Origin of the sequence: Bacteroides sp. AM32-11AC (genome assembly GCF_003603515.1) — a bacterium.
GTDB classification, from domain to species: Bacteria; Bacteroidota; Bacteroidia; order Bacteroidales; family Bacteroidaceae; genus Bacteroides; species Bacteroides uniformis.
The window spans coordinates 171,852-193,472 of the sequence record NZ_QTNH01000010.1 but is presented as its reverse complement, the minus strand read 5'-3'; the positions used below and the strand labels follow the sequence as shown (position 1 = coordinate 193,472).

The 21,621-nt window shown below is 46.5% G+C and carries 20 protein-coding genes and 1 tRNA gene; 15 read left to right on the top strand and 6 right to left on the bottom strand.

The window, feature by feature from the left end; all coding sequences use genetic code 11:
• A complete protein-coding gene (gene cobT, locus DW800_RS12650; RefSeq protein ID WP_009038525.1) occupies positions 1–1,038 on the bottom strand; it encodes a nicotinate-nucleotide--dimethylbenzimidazole phosphoribosyltransferase in 1,038 nt (345 codons plus the stop codon).
• A gap of 30 nt (positions 1,039–1,068) precedes the next feature.
• Positions 1,069–1,590, bottom strand: a complete 522-nt coding sequence (gene cobU / locus DW800_RS12645) for a bifunctional adenosylcobinamide kinase/adenosylcobinamide-phosphate guanylyltransferase (RefSeq protein WP_009038524.1) — start codon at positions 1,588–1,590, stop codon at positions 1,069–1,071.
• 141 nt (positions 1,591–1,731) lie between these two features.
• On the opposite strand from cobU, the gene DW800_RS12640 reads away from it, so the two are divergent.
• From DW800_RS12640 to proS, 12 genes are all read left to right on the top strand, one after another.
• Positions 1,732–1,804: transfer RNA gene (locus tag DW800_RS12640), tRNA-Gly, on the top strand.
• Between the two features lie 335 nt (positions 1,805–2,139).
• Positions 2,140–2,886, top strand: a complete 747-nt coding sequence (locus DW800_RS12635) for a FadR/GntR family transcriptional regulator (protein WP_005829254.1) — start codon at positions 2,140–2,142, stop codon at positions 2,884–2,886.
• Positions 2,887–2,897: 11 nt separating this feature from the next.
• Positions 2,898–5,366 carry a sodium:solute symporter family transporter gene (locus DW800_RS12630; RefSeq protein ID WP_009038523.1) on the top strand — a complete coding sequence of 823 codons (2,469 nt, stop codon included), beginning with the start codon at positions 2,898–2,900 and terminating at the stop codon, positions 5,364–5,366.
• Positions 5,367–5,403: 37 nt separating this feature from the next.
• On the top strand, positions 5,404–6,321 hold the full coding sequence (locus DW800_RS12625) for a dihydrodipicolinate synthase family protein (protein ID WP_005829247.1): 918 nt from the start codon (positions 5,404–5,406) through the stop codon (positions 6,319–6,321).
• Positions 6,322–6,487: 166 nt separating this feature from the next.
• The gene (locus DW800_RS12620) at positions 6,488–9,667 is read left to right on the top strand and encodes a SusC/RagA family TonB-linked outer membrane protein (RefSeq protein WP_016273669.1); all 3,180 of its coding nucleotides are present in this window, start codon (positions 6,488–6,490) and stop codon (positions 9,665–9,667) included.
• 31 nt (positions 9,668–9,698) lie between these two features.
• Positions 9,699–11,192, top strand: a complete 1,494-nt coding sequence (locus DW800_RS12615; RefSeq protein ID WP_009038521.1) for a RagB/SusD family nutrient uptake outer membrane protein — start codon at positions 9,699–9,701, stop codon at positions 11,190–11,192.
• A gap of 13 nt (positions 11,193–11,205) precedes the next feature.
• Positions 11,206–12,837: a sialidase family protein gene (locus DW800_RS12610; RefSeq protein WP_009038520.1), complete on the top strand. Its 1,632-nt coding sequence runs from the start codon at positions 11,206–11,208 to the stop codon at positions 12,835–12,837.
• 29 nt (positions 12,838–12,866) lie between these two features.
• On the top strand, positions 12,867–13,535 hold the full coding sequence (locus tag DW800_RS12605; protein ID WP_009038519.1) for a D-lyxose/D-mannose family sugar isomerase: 669 nt from the start codon (positions 12,867–12,869) through the stop codon (positions 13,533–13,535).
• 5 nt (positions 13,536–13,540) lie between these two features.
• Positions 13,541–14,626 carry an aldose epimerase family protein gene (locus DW800_RS12600; protein ID WP_009038518.1) on the top strand — a complete coding sequence of 362 codons (1,086 nt, stop codon included), beginning with the start codon at positions 13,541–13,543 and terminating at the stop codon, positions 14,624–14,626.
• Positions 14,623–15,702, top strand: a complete 1,080-nt coding sequence (locus DW800_RS12595; protein WP_118067024.1) for a metallophosphoesterase — start codon at positions 14,623–14,625, stop codon at positions 15,700–15,702. Before DW800_RS12600 ends, DW800_RS12595 begins: the two co-directional genes overlap by 4 nt.
• A 47-nt stretch (positions 15,703–15,749) precedes the next feature.
• Complete coding sequence (locus DW800_RS12590) at positions 15,750–16,307, top strand: YhcH/YjgK/YiaL family protein (protein WP_005829228.1); 558 nt, start codon at positions 15,750–15,752, stop codon at positions 16,305–16,307.
• Positions 16,308–16,422: 115 nt separating this feature from the next.
• The gene (proS, locus tag DW800_RS12585) at positions 16,423–17,916 is read left to right on the top strand and encodes a proline--tRNA ligase (RefSeq protein WP_005829226.1); all 1,494 of its coding nucleotides are present in this window, start codon (positions 16,423–16,425) and stop codon (positions 17,914–17,916) included.
• A 168-nt stretch (positions 17,917–18,084) separates the two neighbouring features.
• Here the strand turns inward: proS and DW800_RS12580 are convergent, their stop codons facing one another.
• Both DW800_RS12580 and DW800_RS12575 read right to left on the bottom strand, forming a co-directional pair.
• Positions 18,085–18,420 (bottom strand): type II toxin-antitoxin system RelE/ParE family toxin, encoded by a 336-nt coding sequence (locus DW800_RS12580; protein ID WP_005829225.1) that lies wholly within the window; start codon positions 18,418–18,420, stop codon positions 18,085–18,087.
• Positions 18,411–18,644 carry a hypothetical protein gene (locus tag DW800_RS12575; RefSeq protein ID WP_005829224.1) on the bottom strand — a complete coding sequence of 78 codons (234 nt, stop codon included), beginning with the start codon at positions 18,642–18,644 and terminating at the stop codon, positions 18,411–18,413. The genes DW800_RS12580 and DW800_RS12575 overlap by 10 nt, the downstream gene beginning before the upstream one ends.
• A gap of 176 nt (positions 18,645–18,820) precedes the next feature.
• Between DW800_RS12575 and DW800_RS20060 the strand changes: the two genes are divergently transcribed.
• Both DW800_RS20060 and DW800_RS12570 read left to right on the top strand, forming a co-directional pair.
• On the top strand, positions 18,821–18,952 hold the full coding sequence (locus DW800_RS20060; RefSeq protein WP_262703349.1) for a hypothetical protein: 132 nt from the start codon (positions 18,821–18,823) through the stop codon (positions 18,950–18,952).
• Between the two features lie 280 nt (positions 18,953–19,232).
• Positions 19,233–20,363: a glycosyltransferase family protein gene (locus tag DW800_RS12570; RefSeq protein ID WP_005829221.1), complete on the top strand. Its 1,131-nt coding sequence runs from the start codon at positions 19,233–19,235 to the stop codon at positions 20,361–20,363.
• Here the strand turns inward: DW800_RS12570 and DW800_RS19660 are convergent.
• Entirely contained in the window at positions 20,360–20,461 is a 102-nt protein-coding gene (locus tag DW800_RS19660; RefSeq protein WP_005829220.1) for a smalltalk protein, read from the bottom strand. The genes DW800_RS12570 and DW800_RS19660 overlap by 4 nt on opposite strands.
• Positions 20,462–20,515: 54 nt before the next feature.
• Positions 20,516–21,025, bottom strand: coding sequence for an HU family DNA-binding protein (locus DW800_RS12565; RefSeq protein WP_005829218.1), 510 nt, complete (start codon positions 21,023–21,025; stop codon positions 20,516–20,518).
• A 283-nt stretch (positions 21,026–21,308) separates the two neighbouring features.
• Here DW800_RS12565 and DW800_RS12560 point away from each other — a divergent pair, with 283 nt between their 5' ends.
• A complete protein-coding gene (locus DW800_RS12560) occupies positions 21,309–21,569 on the top strand; it encodes a DUF4248 domain-containing protein (protein ID WP_005829216.1) in 261 nt (86 codons plus the stop codon).
• Positions 21,570–21,621 lie beyond the last annotated feature (52 nt).

Here is a 21,621-nt window from a genome sequence, read left to right as displayed (position 1 = left end):
TTAAAAGTATTTGGTGATGGAGGCATGTACAAAGTTATCCATTTCATTGAGCATCCGCACGGCCGAGTCGACAATGGGATATGCACAGATGGCCCCTGTTCCTTCTCCCAAACGCAGCCCCAGATTCAGCAGCGGACGGGCATGCAGGGCGTCGAGCACCAGTTTGTGGCCCGACTCGTCTCCGCAGTGTCCGAAGATGGCGTAATCCGTCACTTCCGGGTAGAGCCTGGCGGCGGCAAGCAGGCAGTTGGTCATGATGAATCCGTCAACAAGGATAATCATCTTCAGCTCGGCAGCTTGCAGCATGGCGCCTATGGCCATTACCATTTCCAGTCCACCAAAGTAGCGGATGATGTCCCGGGGAGAGCCGTCGCCTTTGTAATTCTCCATAGACTGTTTCAGCACTTCGTATTTGTGGCGGATGCCCGCGCTGTCGAGTCCGCTGCCTGCGCCGACACATTGTTCCAGAGGAATACTGGTAAAGCAGGTCATCCACAGGGAGGATGAAGAGGTGTTTCCGATACCCATTTCACCGAAGCTGAGGACATTGCTGCCTTCTTCATGGCATTGGCGCACCACCTCGGCACCCCGTTCCAGGCACATCTCCATTTCCTCTTCCGTCATGGCTGCCTCGTGCAGATAATTTCTGGTACTTTTGCGCACTTTCATATTGATGATGCCTTTCTCGTAGGGGAGGTCGTAGTCTACTCCTGCATCTACTATTTTCAGGGTAAAGCCGTGCTGCCGGCAGAGGAAATTGACACCTGCCCCTCCATGAAGGAAGTTGCTGATTTGCTGCCAGGTGATTTCCTTTGGAGACAGACTGACACCTTCTTCTACAATGCCGTGGTCGGCGGCGAAGATAATGTTTTGCGGATGTTTCAAGGCGGGGGATAATGTCTGTTGTATGAGTCCGATTTGGAGTGCCAGTTCTTCTAAAATGCCCAATGAACCTTTGGGTTTGGTCAGGTTGTTGATTTTGTCAATCAATGCGGGACGGATTGACTCGTCCGGACGGGTGATATGAAATGTTTTCATCAGTCTGTTGAATTTTAATTGTTTGTTGTTTTATGAATGAGTGTTTTTTACGGTAAGTGGGATGCCGGATACCATCAGTATCACTTCGTCGGCACGGGCGGCTACATATTGGTTCATCCAGCCTTGCATGTCCGTGAACTTTCGTTGCAGTTCGTTCTCGGAAGCTCCTCCCATACCTATTTCATTGGTTACAAAGATGAAGGTTGCGTCTTGTGCCGTGAAGCGGTCGAACTCTGCCTTTACTGCGGCAAGTGCCCGGTCGGTATCTGAATGCAGGTCGAAGAAAAAGTTGGTACACCATAAGGTGATGCAGTCTATCAGGACGATCCGTCCCTCCAGCCGGTGGCGGCTGAGTTCTTTCTGCTCTTCGATGTTTGTCCATTCCGGTCCCCGGCGTTCCTGATGCCGGATTACCCTCTGGCGGAATTCTTCGTCCCAAATGCGTGCTGTGGCAAGATAAACGGGAGTGGGAGAGAGCTTGAGTGCCAACTTTTCCGCATAGGTGCTTTTGCCGGAACGTGCTCCTCCGGTGATGAGTATGATTCGTTTCATTGGTATTTAGTCTGTATTTTGAAAGAATATCTTTGTTTTCCCGAGCAAAAATAGGAAATATTTGACGAAACGTTTGTTTTTTTAGGAAGGAATTTATTAACTTTGCCACCGTTTTTAAGGCATGACCTTGGAAATGTTTATGCGGCAGTAGCTCAGTTGGTAGAGCATCAGCTTCCCAAGCTGAGGGTCACGAGTTCGAGTCTCGCTTGCCGCTCTTTATAAAAGGCTGAATACTTAGTTATTCAGTCTTTTTCTTTTTTAAGAACATTCATTCTCAGGTATTAATAATTCTTCTAAACTATTTTTTAAGCTGCACTTATATTGTTTTTCCCCTTTTTCTGTTTTTCTTATTGTTTGTTCGCATATGTAATATAGCCGAAATATATATTACATCGTGAATAGTAAATTTACAAAAATGCAACACTTTAAAAGTTAATAAATATAAAAGAAGTAATAATATATTCTTTATATGTTGCTTTTATTAAAAATTATCCATTTATTTGTCTGACAAATAATACTAATAGGACTAATAATAACACGATTTAATATATGGAAAACTTAAAAATTGATGGGCAGTCGATTACTTTGGTAGACCAAGTGGAAGACAAGTTATTGAATTATTTCAGAAGTCAGGACTTGAAAGTGGGTGATTCTATCCCTAACGAAATTGAGTTGTCGTCAGCGTTGGGGGTAGCTCGTAGTGTTCTTCGGGAAGCTCTTAGCCGTCTGAAAATGATGGGAATGATTGAAAGCCGTACACGTCGTGGAATGATATTAACTGAGCCTTTCATCTTAGGGGGAATGAAGAGAGTGGTTGATCCCCGTATTATGAGCCAGGAATCACTTCTCGATCTTTTGGGATTCAGGGTTGCCTTGGAGATAGGAATCAGTAGTGACATATTTCATAATATTAAAGAGCAGGATATTATGGAACTGGAAGAGATTGTTAATGCAGGCGTTGCATTGGGGAACAACGAATATGCCAATCTCAGCGAATATACTTTCCATTCAAAACTATACGAAATAACGGGGAATAAGACGATTGTACAGTTCCAAAGCATCATTCATCCGGTTATGAACTTTGTAAAAACCAATTTGAGGGAACGGGTGGAAGCTATAAATATAGAACTGGAGAAAAAGGGAAAGATTGTAACTCACACCGATTTATTGAACTTTATCAAGAATAAGGATGAAATGGGCTACAGAAATGCTATCGAGCAACACTTTTATGTCTATAAGAAGCTGATTTATGATAGGGCAGTGTTAGGAGAACAGAATAAGGGTCAATCACAATAAAAATATGACAAATGACACGGATTGTAAATAATTGTGTTGCATTGGTATGCCTTTGTTTGTTTTGGGGTCAAAGCCTGAGAGCTGCAGATGCTTCTCATTCTGAGCAGATAAAGTGGGGCAACGAGAGTGTTTTTAATGAGGAACACAACACTTTGGGACTCTTTTCCGGAGTACTTGGCGGACAAATTGTATTGGCAGGCGGCACTTCCGACGATTATAGCCGATGGGGAAGAAATGCGGTATGCCTTTCTGAAAATGCCGGATTCGCTTTGTATGAAGATGTGTTGTCCAAGCCGTTGGCTTATGGCGCTTCCATAACACTCTCTGACGGTATCTTGTGTATTGGAGGGCGTGATTCTTCCCAATGCTACGAAGATGTATTTTTTGTCACAATGCAGCAGGGCAAACTGAATGTTTCGGAAGATTGGCCGCCACTTCCTTTTCCGTTGTCTAACGCGGCAGGAGCACTACTGGACAATAAGGTATATTTGTTTGGAGGCAGGAAGTCGGTAAGTCCGTCCAGGTTATCGGATTCTTTTTTTGTGCTGGACTTGTCGAACAAGTCCAGAGGATGGAAAGAACTACCGGGCTATCCGGGATGCGTCCGGGAAGATGCAATTCTCGTGGTACAGAACAACGGCGTTTCCCCTTGTCTGTATTTATTGGGTGGACAGACGGAAACGGAAGAAGGGTTGTCTTCTTGCTTGACTGATGGATATGTCTATAACCCCCAATTGGGTAAATGGAGTTCATTAGGTTCGGATTTTCCGAAAGGAATATGTGCTGCTGTCGCCAGCGGAGCCAACCATATACTTCTTTTTCAGAAAGAGCCGGAAGATACACAGCATCTTAAAAAAGAGAATGCTTTATGGAAATACCATACAATTACGCAGACTCTTGTCAAGTCTGAATGTATTCCAGGTACCTATGACACTATGCAAGTCTTGCAAAGAAACCGTTCCTTCGTTATACTCGGTAGCAATGCCAGTTCCGGAACGAATAGACTGTACAGCCTTCAAGGGGATATTGTTCCTTTGGAAAAGGGGTTGGGACTTGTCAATATCCTTGTGATTATCGGTTATTTTGCCGTATTGGCCGGAATTGGAATTTACTTTTCACGGCGCCAGAAAAGTACGAATGACTATTTCAAGGGTGGAGGACGTATTCCGTGGTGGGCTGCCGGGCTGAGTCTTTTCGGAACCGCGTTGAGTGCCATCACCTTCATGGCTATACCCTCCAAGGCATATGCCACTAACTGGAGTTATGTGTTGTTCAATACCGGTATTGTGTTTGTTGCCCCCGTCATTGTTTATGTCTTTATTCCTTTTTTCCGGAGATTGAATATAACGACTGCCTATGAATATCTGGAGATACGTTTCAATGTCTTTATCCGGGTTATTTGCAGTCTGGCCTTTATTATTTTCCAGGTAGGGCGTATGGGCGTTGTGCTTTTTCTGCCCTCCATTGCTTTGAATGTGGTGACTGGATTGGATATATTCCTATGTATCGGTATTATGGGAGTTTGTAGTATTCTATATACAATGATAGGGGGAATAGAGGCGGTTGTATGGACAGATGCCATTCAAGTAATTGTACTGTTGGGAGGAGCGATATTTGCAGTGATATACATCTCGTGTTCTCTTCCCGGTGGATTGGGTGAAACGATTGATATTGCCGTGGCAAACGGTAAGTTCGATTTGGGAGCGACGAACTTTGACTTGAAGGATGCTACGATGTGGACTGTCATTATTGCCGCATGTTTTACCCATCTTACCACCTATGGGACGGACCAAAGTATGGTGCAGCGCTATCTCACTACCTCTTCGATGAAAGAGGCACGGAAGAGTGTATGGACCAATGCGATACTGACTGTTCCCGCCACACTGATTTTCTTCTTTATAGGCACTGCGCTTTATGCCTATTACAAGGTGTATCCTGAGAATCTGAGTATCAGTATTCCTAACGGCGATGCTATTTTTCCGTGGTATATTTTTACCCAATTACCGGTCGGTATTGTAGGGTTGTTGATTTCGGGCATCTTCGCTGCGGCAATGTCCACTTTGAGCGGCAGTATGAATTCGGCAGCCACAGCTTATATAGTAGACATTTATTCACGTTTCTTTCATAAGGGAGAGGGTGGCAATGAATTGCATGCGGCACGTATGGCAACTTGTGTGATAGGAATCATTAGTCTATCTTTTGCTTTTCTTATGGCAACATGGAATATCGCTTCATTGTGGGACGAATTTAACAAGATACTCGGGCTCATATTGGGCAGTATGGGAGGACTGTTCATGTTGGGCATGCTTACCAAACGCGCCAATTCCGGAGGAGCAATCATTGGTATAGTCGCAAGTATCATCGTACAATTGTTTGTTGCCAGATTCCAGACGTTCCATTTGCTTTTGTACACGGCATCCGGCTTTATCTCATGTTTTGTCATAGGTTATCTGGCAAGCTTGTTCTTTAAGAAAAAATAGGTTTGAACCTATCATTAATTATAATATAATTTTATTTATGAACAAACGACTTTTAACAGGATTAATCGCTGCACCATTTACGCCAATGCACGAAGATGGTTCCTTAAATTTGCAGGTGATCGGGCCGTATGCAGAGTTTCTGATGCAAAAGAAATGTGTGACGGGAGTGTTTATTTGTGGCACGACGGGAGAATCCGTTTCTCTGACAACAGAAGAACGAAAGGCTGTTGCGGAAAAATGGATGGAGGCAGCCAAGGGAAAACTGAAAGTGATAGTGCATGTAGGTGGCATGTCGCAGGTTCAGTGTGCCGAGCTGGCAGCCCATGCGCAAGCTATTGGAGCTGATATGATAGCAGCCATGGCGCCCTGCTTTTTCAAGCCCGGTTCTGTAGATGAGCTGATAGGTTTTTTCAAGCCGATAGCTGCATCGGCTTCCCGCTTGCCGTTTTATTACTATAACATGCCGTCCATAACCGGGGTTTCCTTGCCGGTACACAAGTTCCTTATAGAGGGCAAGAAGCAAATTCCCAATCTGGTGGGAGTCAAGTTTACTCATAACAACCTGATGGAGATGCAGCAGTGCATTCATGCGGACGGTGGGGCGTTCGAAGTCTTGCACGGTTTTGATGAGATACTGATTACCGGATTGTCGGTTGGAGCTAAGGCTGCCGTAGGCAGTACCTACAACTATGTTCCGGGTATATACAAAGCTGTGATGGAAGCCATGGAAAAGGGAGACCTTGAAACAGCCCGTGAAATGCAATGGAAATCTGTTGAAATCATTGATGTGCTGATAAAGCATGGGGGAGGAGTCAGAGCTGGTAAGATATTCATGAAACTGGCAGGAATAGACTGTGGACCATGTCGATTGCCGATAGCTCCTTGTTCTGAAGAAGAGCTGGAGGAGACAAGAAACGAATTGAAAAATACGGAATTCTTCAAATACATTAATTAACTAAAAACGATTGCCTATGGAGATATTGCAACAATACATCCAATGAAAAAACTCATTGGCCAACTTAAGTTTGACCCCCGAAAAGGGAGGGGAAACGAGTATTGGCACTTCTCGTTTCCCCTTAAATAAATTACTGAAACAATTTATTATTAAAATCGTAACAAAGATGAGAAAAATATTTCATTTTCACCTCATAACTTTTCTACTATTTTGCCCATTTTTGCTTTGGGCACAAGAATTTAACCTATCAGGTGTAGTAGTGGACAATACTGGTGAAACTCTTCCAGGAGTTTCCATCGCTGTGAAGGGTACGACTCGAGGAGTTATTACGGATATGAATGGCGCTTTCCAGCTGAAAGTAAGCAAGGGGGAAACTCTTGTATTTTCCTATGTGGGCTATGATGAACAGCAAATCCTGATTACTAATCAAAAGATTCTTAACATCCGGATGGAACCGACCACCATGGGGCTGGATGAAGTGGTGGTTGTAGGTTATGGTACCCAATCCAAGCGTACCGTAACATCCGCTATCAGTAAGGTGGATGGAGAAACATTGAAGGCAACTCCTATCAATACTGTGGGAGAAGGGCTGAAGGGTAAAATTGCGGGTGTACGCGTGTACAATGAGAACAATACTCCGGGTGCAGAGGCTACGTTCTTGATTCGTGGTGGTTCATCTATCAGTCAGAGTAATTCTCCTCTTATATTAGTTGATGGCGTAGAGCGCAGTACAGCGGGTATCAATCCCAATGACATCGAATCTATCGAAGTCTTGAAGGATGCCGCTTCTTCTGCTATTTATGGTTCGCGTGCATCGAATGGAGTTGTCCTGATTACGACAAGAAAAGGAAAAAGCGGTGCTCCTCGAGTGACGTTTGAGGCTTCCTTTGCAAACGAGAATGTGGAGCGGATGATTGAGTATCTGGATGCTACCCAAGCTGTTACTATCATGCGCGATCGTTGGGCTTCCGGACCCAGTCCGGAAAAGTTATACCTTGACGGATATGCTTATAGTTCCGGCAATACGGATGCTTCCAAGTTTTCTACCCGTTACCTGAGGGATGGAGAGAGCATTCCGGCAGGATGGAAGTCTGTGGCTGATCCGTTGGATCCCAGTAAGACTTTGATTTTTGAAGATAATGATTGGGCCAGTACTTGTTTCAAGAATGCTCTTTGGCAAAATTATTATGTGGGGATAGAAGGAGGTACGGAGAAATTGAGCTATGTGGGCAGTATTGGCTATATGAAAGATTCCGGTGTAGGTGTAGGCACGGCATTCGACCGTTTCAATGCCCGTACTAATGTAACTGCCAAAATCAGAGAGAACCTGACTTTCAGTAGCAACATAGATTACAGCCAGACGAATAGCGAAGAGTATGCCAGTCAGTATCAGGTGATTTCCCGTGGACTGATGACCCCGGCTGTTCAACGTAAATATTGGGTGTCTGACAATGAATGGTACGGAACCCCGACGCCAGGTCCAAACTCTTCGTCTCCGAATCCGAGCTTCTACTCGTATTTTAATGATAACAATCAGCGTACCAACCGTTTGGGGTTAGTCGGCTCTCTTGATTGGGAAGTTTTGAAAGGATGGCATGCTGTGGGCACCGCTTCTTTGTTTACGCAAAACAGCCATGGAGATACATTCATGCGTGCCAACCCGATGAATGGAACGCGGAAGGCGACTACCAACATGACGGATGAGCAACGGAAGAAACTGGAATTCTACACCAGCTATACAAGAACGTTTGCCGATAAACACAGCATCAGTGCGATGGTAGGATATTCCTATCAGCAATATTTGTACAAGTATGTGTATGCTGCCACTACCGGACACAGCTCCGACAAGATACCGACATTGAACGGAGGTTCTGTTTATTCCGATGCAACGTCGACCAAGCAGGAAGATGTGAATATCGGTTATTTCGGCCGATTGAACTATGATTATCTGAAAAGATATATGTTGACTGCTACTTTCCGTGAGGACGGCTCTTCCCGTTTTGCCAAAGGCAACCAATGGGGATTCTTCCCCGGATTGTCTGTCGGATGGGTTATGAGTGATGAGCCTTTTATGCAGAATATCGGTTTTATAAGTAATTTGAAGTGGCGTGGCAGTTATGGGCAGACCGGTAACAACTCCATCGGCTATTACGATGCATTAGGATTGTATGCCATTACCACCAGTTACGATCAAAGTGCTGCGACCGTTTCTTCGGCCATGCCTAACAAGGCTCTTGAATGGGAGACTTCCACACAATTGGATTTAGGTTTTGATTTAGGCTTGTTCAAGAACCGCATCATTCTGGGTATCGATTACTTTAATAAGATTACGGATAACCTGATTACTTCCAAAGTATTGCCCAATACGTCGGGATACGGTTCCATCCTTACCAATCTTGGAAAAGTACGTTTCCGTGGTTTCGATGCTGAAATAACAACACGTAACATTGTCAAGAAGGATTTCACGTGGGAATCTAAATTCACCATTACTTACGTAAAGAACAAGGTGCTTAAACTGCCCGAAAACGGACGGGACAAGAACCGCCAGGGAGGATACTCTGTAAAAATGCAGGATGGCACGACCAAAGAATTCGGAGGTGTTGCCGAGGGTGAACCGTTGGGGCGTTTCTATGGATATAAGAAAGACTTTATCATTACAACTCCCGAGCAGGCTGCCAATGCCCGTTATGACACCTCATCCAAAGGTTGGGACTGGACCACGAAACAGAAACTGGGTGTCGGAAAAAAGACTATTGGAGACTATGAGTGGAAAGACCTGAACGGAGACAATATCATCAACAGCAATGATATGTTCCTGCTGGGAAATACGATTCCCCATACCACCGGAGGTTTGAACAATACTTTCACTTACAAGGGCTTCACTTTGAATGTCTATCTTGATTTTGCTTTGGGGCACTCCATTTCCAATGGTTATCTGCAACGCCAGATGTGTAATTTCATGAATGGAAACACCAGCCTGCCTGCTGAAATCCTAAAATGCTGGAATGTGGGGGATGACCCGAGTAAGGCCAAGTATGCCCGTTTCTCAGGCAATGACTCCGATGAGTTGAATAAGAATTTCCGGGACAACTCCGATGTTTTCACCCAGAAAGCCGATTATCTCTGTATCCGTGAAATCTCTCTGCAATATGCTCTGCCTCAGGCATTGCTGGCAAAGATTGGTCTGAAAGGGCTGGTATTGACCCTGGCCGGAAACAATCTGCATTATTTTACGGAAGTAATAGGCCTTTCTCCCGAAGTAGGTGCATCAAGTACCTATTCCGGTAGTTTCAACACCTATCCGCCTATCCGTAAGTTCTCTATCGGATGTAAAGTTACTTTGTGATAAAAGAAGTTTAATACGAAAAATAAGAATTATGAAAATAAAAATATTATCCGGCATTCTTCTTATAAGTGGGGTCTCGTTTTTTACATCATGTCATGGAGACCTGAATGTGATACAGCCCAGCCAGTTCACCAGCCTATCCATGTGGACAGAGGAGAGCGATGCTACGAGTGCGGTAAATGGAGCATATACTCAATTCCGTTCCGCCTTTTCCGATTTGCTCAACATCTATGGAGAGATGCGCTCAAACTGGTATGAGAGTGGGGCGGTAAATGATGCGTTTTTTAATAGAGTGGGTACAAACGTATTGCTGAGCGGTGATGCAGGTACAAATTGGAGTAGCATATATACTACCATTAACAGTGCAAATTTGATTCTGAAGCATACTCCGGAAATCTCTTTCACCAATGAAGCTACACGCAGTGAAGTGATGGCCAATGCCTATTTCCTACGGGCATATTGTTACTTTACTCTGGTGCGGGTATTCGGTGACTGTCCGTTACTGACTTCCGGCTTTGAGTCAGAAAAGCAGGAGGACATGTATCCCAGCCGTACGGCGGCCTCTGAAGTATATGCTCAGGTCGAAACCGATATAGAAGAAGCTTTAAGGTTGATGCCCGCTTCTTCCAAGCTTCTCCATAAGGCATCTCCGGCAGCCATCAACATGTTGCGTACTGAATATTACTTATGGAAGGCAAAGCGTCTGGGAGGAGGGAATGCGGCTCTGAGTACGGCGCAGTCTTCTGTTGATGCGGTATTGAAAGCCGGATATACACTTCTTCCCACGTTTGCCGATATTTTCAATTTAAACAACGAAGCCAATTCTGAGCTTATCTGGACATTGCCCTATATCGTCAATGAAAATGTGACTCCGGGAACATCCCCCAACTTTTTCGCCTATTATCTGGCACCTAACGGTGACAGAACCCGGCTGAGGGAAGCCGGATATACCGAGGATGAGGTTCCTGCCGGTTCCCATGCCCAGTATGTTGTGCCCACGCAAGCCTATTGCGATTTCCTGGCTGAGGATGCACGTGACACGCGTACGGATGTTTCAGTACGGGTATTCGAGGATAAGTTCCTGACGGAAGAAGTACAGATTAAAAGGATGGTTGTGAAGTTCAAAGGCTCCTTTGCCAATGATACGCGTAGTTTTGACAGTGATGTCCCCGTCTATCGTTTGGCCGAAGCCTATCTTTTGAAAGCTGAAGTGGAAAATGCCTTGGGAAATACGGATGCCGCTTTGCAGAATCTGAATGTAGTGGCCAAGCGTGCTTATGGGGTAGACAACTACTACACGGCAAGGACTCAGGATGCCATAGACAATGCCATTATCAGCGAAATACTGAAAGAGTTTGTCGCAGAATCAAAAGCATGGTGGGCATACCTTCGCTTTAATAAGGAATTCGAGCTTATTGAGACCTTGAAGGGGCGTGAAGGGGAGAAGAATGTTACCTTGTGGCCTATTGCTCCTGCTTGTCTCAATACTAATCCGAATATAACACAAACGGAAGGTTACAAATAAATATTGGGATGATATGAGATATAAGACTATACTTTTACTGGTCTTGTCTGCTTGGGGCATCATGGCATGCCAAAATTATACGGATAAGATAGCGGTGGAGATTCGGCAACCGGTATATCCGGTGTTGACATTGAAGGAGCATAATCCGGTATTGTGTCTGCGTCTGATTAGGAACAGCGGCGTGGCATATCAGTTGGAAAAGATAAATTTCACTTTGGATGGAACTGTCCGTTCCGGTGATGTCGTTTCCGCTTCGCTGTTCTTGGATGAGAATTGTGGGCAGGTTTGTGCAAGTGCCAAACCGGTGAACAAACAATTGAGTTTTAAGGTAGGCCGGCAGATAGAGGAAGATACACTGACATGCTGGGTGGCACTCCGACTGAGGGATGATGCGGCGCAGGCTACAAGCAAGATTGAAATCTCATGCAGCAGTGTCCAGACAGACTTGGGGCTGGTGGGCATCCGCCAGTTGCCCGCAGTAAAGCCGCTCCGTATAGGAGTGGCCCTGCGGCAGCCGGGTCAGGACGGGGTACACACTTCCCGCATTCCCGGATTGGTGACTTCGACGAAAGGTACCTTGCTGGCCTTGTATGATGCACGCAATGAAAGAGATGACGATTTGCAGGGTGACATTGATATTGCCATCAATCGCAGTGAAGATGGAGGGCGGACTTGGCAACCCATGCAGACTGTTCTGGATATGAAAGAATGGGGCGGGTTACCTCAGAAATATAATGGAGTGAGTGATGGTTGCATCTTGTCGGATGATTTCACCGGAGACCTCTATGTCATAGGGTTATGGATGCACGGAGTCTTGGACCCCAAGACGGGCAAATGGATAGAGAATCTTACCGATACCTCGACCGTATGGAACCACCAGTGGCGTGCGCACGGTTCTCAGCCGGGATATGACGTTAAACAGAGTTCCCAATTCCTGATTAGTAAGAGTACTGACGACGGACTTACCTGGAGTGAGCCGCGTAACATTACCCGCCAAGTAAAAAAGGAAAAATGGTGGCTGCTTGCTCCCGGACCGGGTCGTGGCATCACAATGGAAGACGGTACATTGGTATTTCCGGTAGAGGGGCGAAACGAAGACGGGCTTCAGTTCTCTACAATCATGTGGAGTAAAGACAAGGGCGAAAACTGGACCGTAGGCGAACCGGCCTACTACAATACCAACGAATGTCAGGTGGTAGAACTTTCAGACCATTCCTTGATGTTGAACATGCGTGAGCGCAGCAACCGGGGACGTCAGGAAGGTAATGGGCGGGCTATTGCCGTCACTGCCGATTTGGGGAAAACGTGGACGGAACATCCCACGTCGCGCAGAGCTCTCATTGAACCGGCTTGCCAGGCATCCTTGCTGCGCCATGATTATATTGAAGACGGAGAAGAACGTCATGTATTACTCTTTGCCAATCCTAATTCAAAAGAGCGCCGTAACAACATTACCATTAAGGTGAGTTTCGATGACGGGCAAACTTGGCCCGAGGAGTATTGGATGTTGTTGGATGAAGGTAGGGGGGCGGGGTACTCTTGCATGACTTCCATTGACGAGCATACCATAGGTATCTTTTATGAGGGGAGTCAAGCCGACATTCAGTTCCAGGCTATCCCGCTGAAAGAATTATTGAAGAAATAAAAGTATAACACCTTAAAAAATAGACAAATATGAAACGCAGTGAAATCAATCAATATATCCGCGAAGCCAAAGCATTTATGACAAAGTATCACTTCATGCTGCCGCCATGGGCGGACTGGACTCCGGACGACTGGAAAAGCAAAGGACTGGAATGTAATGATATCCGGGAAAGAGCCATGGGCTGGGACTTGACCGACTTCGGCTGGGGCGATTTCCTGAAAATCGGCCTGACTCTGGTAACCCTCCGTAATGGAAGTCTGCAGAAGAAAGACAAACCCTATTGTGAAAAGATTATGTTTGTCCGCTGCGGACAAGTTACTCCTACCCATTTCCATTGGCTGAAAACGGAAGACATCATCAACCGGGGCGGAGGAATCCTCTGCATGCGTCTGTGGAAGGCCGACAAGGAAACTGAAATGCTGACTGAAGAACCGCTTGTCGTTTCCATCGACGGAGTCAGTACACGGGTAGCTCCCGGAGAAACGGTGCGTCTTGCTCCCGGACAAAGCATTTGTTATGAGCCTTATCTCTACCATACTTTCTGGGCCGAGGACGACCATTGTCTGGTAGGCGAAGTCTCTACAGTGAACGATGACATGAGAGACAACCGTTTCCTCACCCCCAAGGGGCGTTTCCCGCAGATAGAAGAGGATGTTCCGGCCGAACATCTATTGTGCAACGAATATCCCGAAGTTTAGAAAGTATGAAAGATAAGACCAACCTGACGGGATTGAATCCTGATAATTTCCGGTCCGTAATCAACGGAAAGGATACCGGCCTTTATATACTGCGCAATGGCAGCGGTATGGAGATGTGCGTCACGAACTACGGGGCCATCGTCTTATCCATCATGGCTCCTGATAGTCATGGTAAGTTTGAAAATGTCGTCATAGGCTTCGATACGCTGGAAGAGGCCCGCAGGCAAAGCAAGGACTATTATATAGGAGCTACTATAGGCCCCGTAGCCGGACGCATATTGCACGGCGCTTTCCGTGTAGGAGAAAAAGATTATCACTTACAGCTTAACTCTGTTTCTAATACTCTGCACAGTGGTGATAACGGTTTTCACACGGTGGTGTGGGAAGCACAGCAACCGTGTGAAAACCAACTTCTCCTCCGGCATTTCCATGCCGATGGAGAAGCCGGTTTTCCGGGCAATGTTACGGTAAGGATGATGTATACCTTGACGGACGACAATGGGTTCCGTATAGATTATGAGGCGGAGACAGACCGCGACACCTTGTTCTGTCCCACCAATCATGCCTATTTTAACCTGGCGGGCATGGAAACTCCCACTACCTCCATTGAAGACCATCTGGTGAGGATAAACGCGGATTTCTACCTGCCTATCGACATGAATACGAACAATACCGGTGAAGTCAGGGCAGTGGGCGATACGCCTTTTGATTTCCGCGACTACCATTCCATAGGCGAACGCATCAACCGGAAAGACTTGCAGTTGCTCAACGGCCACGGTTATGACCACTGTTTTGTCTTGAAGAAACCCGCGCTGCATGAGCTCTCTTTCGCCGCCACCTGCATCAGTCCGTCCAGTGGGCGCAGAATGGATATCTATACCACAGAGCCGGGGCTTATCATGTACACCGGCAATTATTTGCCGGGCTTCACGGGCATGCATGGCACTGTGTATCCGCGTCGTAGCGCCGTCTGCTTTGAAACCCAGTGCTTTCCCGATACACCGAACAATCCGCATTTCCCCTCCATCGTATTACGTGAAGGAGACCTTTATAAACAGACATGTATTTATCAATTCAGTACGCAACCATGAAAAACAGAATCATTCTTTGTTTGGGATGCCTGCTGGCATTCCTCCAGCTCCGGGCACAAGTCAATACCAACCAGCAGCATTTGTGCAATCCTAATTCTTTTTCCATCGTCCTGCTGGGCGACCCGCAAAACTACGTGAAGTATGACTATAACCAACCGGTTTTTGAGCTGATGACGGCGTGGACCGCTCATCATATAGACTCCCTCCGTGTAAAGGCGGTGCTTTGTACGGGCGACTTGGTAGACCAGAATGAATGTATTCTACCTCCCTTCCCACGTTTCGGGAATCTTACGAGCCGGGAGCAGTGGACATTTGTGTCGCGGGCTTTCGGGCGGTTGGACAACAAGGTCCCTTATCTCATTTCTACCGGAAACCATGATTACGGCTACACCCGTTCGGAGAACTCGATGACCCGTTTCCCGGAATATTTCCCGATAGAGCGCAACAGCCAATGGAAAAAGACCATCGTGGCTGCAACCAATAATAGAAACGGCCTGCCTACGCTGGAAAATGCCGCAATGGAGATAACGGACGAGCATTGGGGGAGGATTTTGATTATTGCCGTTGAATTTGCCCCACGTGATGAGGTCTTGTCATGGGCAAGGGAGCTGGTGGCTACCCCACGCTTCAAAAACCACACAGTGATTCTCATCACCCATTCCTATCTTACCGGCTTCGACAGCAAGCGCATCACCAAAGAAGGCTATAAGATAACCCCGTCCAATACGGGCGAAGGCATCTGGCAGAAGCTGGTGCAACCTTCTGCCAACATCCGTCTTGTGCTGTGCGGACACTATGCCACTCCGAATGAACGGTTGGACTATACCACGGGATTCCGTACCGACAAGAATGCAGCCGGACACGATGTGCACCAGATGATGTTCAACTGCCAGGCGTTGGGTGGCGGCATGAGTGGAAACGGGGGAGACGGCTGGCTGCGTCTGCTCGAATTCCTGCCCGACGGACATACGGTGCAGGTCAGGACCTATTCTCCGCTTTTCGGCTTTTCTCCTCAAACCAAGGACAAGGCATGGCGTACGGAATCTTATGACCAGTTTCAATTCACGATAAAATAAAAAATATGAAGCGTATATCAATTATTTATTCATTAATACTCTTTTGTATGTATTTATCAGCACAGACAAGTCCGGAGTGGACTTCCGGAAATGCGAAGAAATGGATGAAAAGTGCCGTTTGGTCCAATGGCTGGACTGTCTCTCCCCATAAATCAGTCAATGCTGTTGAATTTGCCTGCCAATATCATAAGAACAAGGATGTCTGGGATGCTGCATTCCGCTTTCTTGCCGAACATGATTTGGAAGCGCTGTCCATTGGCAACCATGTCATTCTGGAGGGGAAATGCTGGGCTACGGTCAGTGAATACATTCCCAAAGAGGTGGAGAAAGGGAATATTGAAAGCCACCTCCGTTTTGTCGACCTTCAGTATGTACTCTGGGGAAATGAAAAGATGGGGCTGGCAAGTGACGTCGAAGTACGCCAGGCGTATAATTCAAAAAAAGATGTTGCTTTTTATACCTCTTCCCGGATAAAACACTACTCTGCCGATGCCGGCAGTTTCTTCTTGTTTTTCCCTTCGGACATTCACCAGCCTTCTGTCCGGGGAAAGGGGGAACTTGTTAAAAGCAGGAAGATTGTGATTAAAATAGAATATGTAGATTAGTGTGTTTTGGGTTCTACTAAAAATACTATTTGTTTTTCAAATAAATTTCCTTTAAAATTTGTACTTTTGCCGACTGTTTAGAGAAATCAACGAAAACTTTAAAAAACGAAATAGAATGGCAGTAGAATTGAAAGACCTTACCAAACGTAGTGAGAACTATTCTCAGTGGTACAACGAGTTGGTGGTAAAAGCCGATTTGGCAGAACAATCGGCTGTACGCGGCTGTATGGTGATCAAGCCCTACGGATACGCTATCTGGGAGAAGATGCAACGTCAGTTGGACGATATGTTCAAGGAAACGGGACACGTCAACGCTTATTTCCCCTTGCTTATTCCGAAATCATTCCTCAGCCGTGAAGCGGAACATGTGGAAGGCTTTGCCAAAGAGTGTGCCGTCGTGACGCACTATCGTTTGAAGAACGATCCGAATGGCGGCGGTGTGGTGGTGGACCCTGCTGCAAAACTGGAAGAAGAGCTGATTATCCGCCCCACTTCCGAAACCATCATCTGGAACACCTACAAGAACTGGATCAATTCATACCGCGACCTGCCTATCTTGTGCAACCAGTGGGCAAACGTGTTCCGTTGGGAAATGCGTACCCGTCTGTTCCTCCGTACCGCCGAATTCCTCTGGCAGGAAGGACACACGGCACATGCCACTCGCGAGGAAGCCGAAGAAGAAGCGGTAAAGATGCTGAATGTATATGCCGAGTTTGCCGAAAAATACATGGCGGTGCCCGTGGTAAAGGGCGTGAAGTCTGCCAACGAGCGTTTTGCCGGTGCCCTCAACACCTACACCATCGAAGCGATGATGCAGGACGGAAAGGCTTTGCAGAGCGGTACTTCCCACTTCTTGGGACAGAACTTCGCCAAGGCGTTCGATGTACAGTTCGTCAATAAGGAGAACAAGCTGGAGTATGTTTGGGCTACCTCCTGGGGTGTTTCCACCCGTCTGATGGGAGCGCTTATCATGACGCATTCCGATGACAACGGTCTGGTACTTCCTCCGCACCTGGCTCCGATACAAGTAGTCATCGTACCTATCTACAAGAATGCGGAGATGCTGGCTAAGATTGACGAGAAAGTGGCAGGCATTGTTGCCAAGCTGAAATCGATGGGCATTTCCGTGAAGTACGACAATGCCGACAACAAACGTCCGGGCTTCAAGTTTGCCGACTATGAGGTGAAGGGTGTTCCCGTTCGTCTGGTGATGGGTGGCCGCGACCTGGAGAACAATACAATGGAAATCATGCGTCGCGATACACTGGAGAAGGAGACGCGTTCCTGCGAGGGTATCGAAGAGTACGTGAAGGATTTGCTCGAGGACATTCAGGCAAATGTCTACAAGAAAGCGCTCGATTACCGTAACAGCCGCATCACCAGCGTGGACAGCTACGAGGAATTCAAGGAAAAGATTGAAGAAGGCGGCTTCATTCTGGCTCATTGGGACGGGACTACCGAAACCGAAGAGAAAATCAAGGAAGAGACCAAAGCAACCATCCGTTGTATTCCCTTCGATTCATTTGTTCCGGGTGACAAGGAACCGGGCAAGTGTATGGTTACCGGCAAGCCTTCTGCCTGCCGCGTGATTTTCGCACGTTCCTATTAATAATACCCACCCCGGATTACGCGGATTAACACAGATGATTTTAGGAGTTCTGATAATCAGAAACTTTTATCTGCGTTAATCCGCGTAATCCGGGGTGATTGTATATCTTGATACGTCCTCTCGGTTTTAAATTTATAGAGTTATCTCTCATCATGAATTGATGAACAGCTATTTATATTGCTTCAGAAATTCTGAGATTGTTTTACGTACAGTTTCCGGAGATTGTTTTGAATGAAGCATTGCTGCAATGACAATCCTATTCTCATCAATCAAATAATATATCACGTTAGGGGAAAGTTTTAAATGACGGACAGTAATGTTGTTAAATAGAGTAGAAAAATTACTGTCTATAATTCCTATATACGGATGTTTTGCTAAAAGATTTACTTTGTCTTGTATCTTTTGACGTGTTTTCTGTGCCGTCAACATGCCAAAATTATTCTCTACATAAATAAGTATCTCTAAAAAGTGCTCATAAGCCAACTTAGACCAGACTATTTCCATCCCATGCGTTCATTTATCATACTCTCTATTTGGGAGTTTGATATACAGTGTCCTGCTTTATTCTCTTCTAAGGCAAATAGAAGGGCTTCAGCCAAAGCATCTCGGGGAATACTGTTGATAAAGTCGTCCATCGGTATGGCTGATTGATGATAAGTTGCCATCATCGGTTCTTGTGCCGTTTGTTTGGAAGAGTCCTGCTCTTTATATGGTTTAATTTTACCCATTGCTTTTATTTTTAATCAAAGGTAAACTGAATAAATGAAAACTCCTAATATTCAATCCATTTATTTTCCACTGCATCAAAGCCAACCAATCTACATACTATTGTAACCTCCTTCACATCTCCTCGTAACAACTTTCCCTCATTTTTGCAGCGTAAAAAAAGAAAGGAGGCCCGAATATGAAACTGAACAGAAATGACTATACCGTAGAGGCGGCAGCCGGCGGTGGTTTTTACGCTTATTTTATGAATAATGTGTTGTGCAGCGCCTACGGTGAAACGCCTGACGAAGCCTGCGAAAACCTGGAATAGATTGTTGACGATTTTGTCAGTGATATGTATATGGTCGAGGAATTTGTCTGATATTCCGGCATCATATGCCGACCGAATTATCCTTTTTACGTATTTATTCCATAAATTCTCTTGAAGTCATGTCTGCGCGATGCCGGTGTGACTTTTGTCATTTATAACCGAATTGTCACATTCTTCACATTCTGCCGTAACACGGAGGTGCGATATTTGCATCAACTAAATGCAACGTCATGTGCTGCATGTGTTTCAACAGTAATTTGTAAATCATCAAGTCGTCTCAATGAAAGTCCTTTTTATCGTTCAAGGAGAAGGCCGCGGGCATCTGACCCAAGCCATTACAATGGAAGAGCTGCTGCGCCGCAACGGTCACGAAGTAGTGGAAGTGTTGGTGGGCAAAAGCAATTCGCGCTGTCTGCCCGGTTTCTTCAACCGCAGCATTCAAGCTCCGGTGAAACGCTTTCTCAGTCCCAATTTCCTGCCTACGCCTGCCAACAAGCGGGCAAGTCTTGCGCGCAGTGTGGCCTATAATCTCACCCGTCTGCCCGTCTATCTGAAAAGCATGCACTATATACACCGCCGCATTGAGGAGAGTGGCGCCGAACTGGTCATCAACTTCTACGAACTGCTCACGGGGCTGACCTATCTCTTGTTCCGTCCTTCCGTCCCTCAAATAAGCGTCGGGCACCAGTACCTGTTCCTGCACCGCGATTTCGAGTTTCCCGGTAAGAACGGCTTCCATCTGTGGCTGCTCCGCCTTTTCACCCGCCTCACGTGCATAGGTGCCCGCGAAAAACTCGCCCTTTCCTTCCGCGAGATGGAGGATGACGAAGAAGCGCATATCCGCGTGGTTCCGCCATTGCTGCGGAGGGAGGTGCTGTCGTGCGAAGGTACGGAAGGGGATTATCTCCACGGATACATGGTAAACTCCGGTTTTGGCGAGAATATCCGTCACTGGCACAGTGCCCATCCGGAAATACCCCTCCACTTCTTCTGGGACAAGCAGGACGAAGCCGAGGTGTGCCGTGTGGACGACACCTTGAGTTTCCATCAGCTCGATGACGTCAAATTCCTGCGCTACATGGCAGGCTGCAAGGCCTATGCCACCACTGCCGGCTTCGAGTCGGTCTGCGAGGCGATGTATCTGGGCAAGCCTTTGCTGATGGTTCCGGCGCATATCGAGCAGGACTGTAACGCCTACGATGCATTCCGTAGCGGTGCCGGTGTCATCTCCGAGGAGTTCGATTTGGAACGTCTGCTGGACTTCTCGGAGCATTTCCGTCCGAACATGGCTTTCCGCTATTGGGTGCGTAGCTGCGACTGGCGTATCCTGCGCTGTATAGAGAGGGAAGAAAAAGAGGAAACCTTTTTCGGGGTTTCCTCTTCCTGCCGTCCTTTCTTTCCGGCGACTTAAATGCTCACGTTCATCGCATTGGCTCCCAATGCCCCTAAGATGGCGGAGGCTACTGCAATTACGACTTTCAGAATTTTATCCCAGATACTTTTTTTCATGCTATATACGTTTTAAAAGTTGAACATACGAATCGGTAGTAAAATCAGTCATATTTATCCCAATGGATTTTCACCCTGGTCTCCGTCCGAACCGCCTCCGTCTCCCGAGCCGGAACCGCCGCCGGAGCTTCCTCCTTCACCGTCTCCCTTGTTCACCAATGCTTCCAAGTCGTAGAAGTCAATCTTCTGCCCGGCACGCGTGGCGGCGATGTCCGGTCTTACGGTGCTGGAAGGCCGGAAATTGATTTTCACCGCCTTGATGTTCTTTGCGGTGCACTCCTTTACATCCAGTACGCCTGCCGTACGCGCCGACAGACTGAATACGCCAAAGTTCTTGATATTCACCGACTGGCCACTGTAGAGGGTCGTAATCATGGCCTCCACAAAATTGGTCAATACACTCTGGATGTCTCCCAGCGTCAGCGAACTCTTCTCTTTCATCACATACGCAATGTCGTCCAGCGTCGCATTGTCGCCCAGTGTCACCAGCTGCGGGTAGAACTTTGCCACCGCATCTGCCTTTCGAGGATCTTTCCTCGCAATTTTCTTGAATGGTACTCCCATAAACAATTAAATAATTAAAAATTAACAATTAACAATTAGAAATTAAAGTCCCGTATTGCAATACTCTTCTCTTTCTCCTTTAGGGGGGGAAGAGGGGTGCTGCAAAAGTACTTCTCCGGCTTTTTCTGCTCATGGCTTTCTTCGGGTTACGCCGTCTCTTTCCCGTTTCCTTTCTGTTCAGGAAAAGTTCTTCGTCCGATGCCCGTTTATGTCTGTATATGCTTGGTCATATCACTGATATTCAGTATCTTTATGGTGTAATAATCAACCAATAACATAAAGAATGAAAACAGAAAAAGAAAAGAGGGAAGAGGAGGAGGAAGACCTTCGTCCGTTCCGCATCCACGCCTATTCGAAGGAGGAGCTTGCCATGCTCTACAACCCGACTTACTGCATCAGCAATGCCATCTATACCCTGGCGGCATGGATACGCCACAACAAGGCACTGAAGGGTGAGCTGGAGAAGGTGGGCTACAACAAATACCGGCGCACCTTCACTCCGCTGGAAGTGAAAGTGCTGGTGAAGTATCTGGGAGAACCCTGACAGGATGCCGGCCGGAAATAGGGAAGCCGTGTAAAGAAAACGCCAATATATG

Coding starts and splice junctions, on each gene's coding strand:
- DW800_RS12580 (WP_005829225.1), bottom strand. CDS start 18,420: ATGGAAATAGTCTGGTCTAAGTTGGCTTATGAGCACTTTTTAGAGATA.
- DW800_RS12570 (WP_005829221.1), top strand. CDS start 19,233: ATGAAAGTCCTTTTTATCGTTCAAGGAGAAGGCCGCGGGCATCTGACC.
- DW800_RS12610 (WP_009038520.1), top strand. CDS start 11,206: ATGAGATATAAGACTATACTTTTACTGGTCTTGTCTGCTTGGGGCATC.
- DW800_RS12635 (WP_005829254.1), top strand. CDS start 2,140: ATGGAAAACTTAAAAATTGATGGGCAGTCGATTACTTTGGTAGACCAA.
- DW800_RS12560 (WP_005829216.1), top strand. CDS start 21,309: ATGAAAACAGAAAAAGAAAAGAGGGAAGAGGAGGAGGAAGACCTTCGT.
- DW800_RS12575 (WP_005829224.1), bottom strand. CDS start 18,644: ATGGGTAAAATTAAACCATATAAAGAGCAGGACTCTTCCAAACAAACG.
- DW800_RS12605 (WP_009038519.1), top strand. CDS start 12,867: ATGAAACGCAGTGAAATCAATCAATATATCCGCGAAGCCAAAGCATTT.
- DW800_RS12590 (WP_005829228.1), top strand. CDS start 15,750: ATGTATTTATCAGCACAGACAAGTCCGGAGTGGACTTCCGGAAATGCG.
- DW800_RS12620 (WP_016273669.1), top strand. CDS start 6,488: ATGAGAAAAATATTTCATTTTCACCTCATAACTTTTCTACTATTTTGC.
- cobT (WP_009038525.1), bottom strand. CDS start 1,038: ATGAAAACATTTCATATCACCCGTCCGGACGAGTCAATCCGTCCCGCA.
- DW800_RS12595 (WP_118067024.1), top strand. CDS start 14,623: ATGAAAAACAGAATCATTCTTTGTTTGGGATGCCTGCTGGCATTCCTC.
- DW800_RS12565 (WP_005829218.1), bottom strand. CDS start 21,025: ATGGGAGTACCATTCAAGAAAATTGCGAGGAAAGATCCTCGAAAGGCA.
- DW800_RS12600 (WP_009038518.1), top strand. CDS start 13,541: ATGAAAGATAAGACCAACCTGACGGGATTGAATCCTGATAATTTCCGG.
- DW800_RS12625 (WP_005829247.1), top strand. CDS start 5,404: ATGAACAAACGACTTTTAACAGGATTAATCGCTGCACCATTTACGCCA.
- DW800_RS20060 (WP_262703349.1), top strand. CDS start 18,821: ATGAAACTGAACAGAAATGACTATACCGTAGAGGCGGCAGCCGGCGGT.
- proS (WP_005829226.1), top strand. CDS start 16,423: ATGGCAGTAGAATTGAAAGACCTTACCAAACGTAGTGAGAACTATTCT.
- DW800_RS12630 (WP_009038523.1), top strand. CDS start 2,898: ATGACACGGATTGTAAATAATTGTGTTGCATTGGTATGCCTTTGTTTG.
- DW800_RS19660 (WP_005829220.1), bottom strand. CDS start 20,461: ATGAAAAAAAGTATCTGGGATAAAATTCTGAAAGTCGTAATTGCAGTA.
- DW800_RS12615 (WP_009038521.1), top strand. CDS start 9,699: ATGAAAATAAAAATATTATCCGGCATTCTTCTTATAAGTGGGGTCTCG.
- cobU (WP_009038524.1), bottom strand. CDS start 1,590: ATGAAACGAATCATACTCATCACCGGAGGAGCACGTTCCGGCAAAAGC.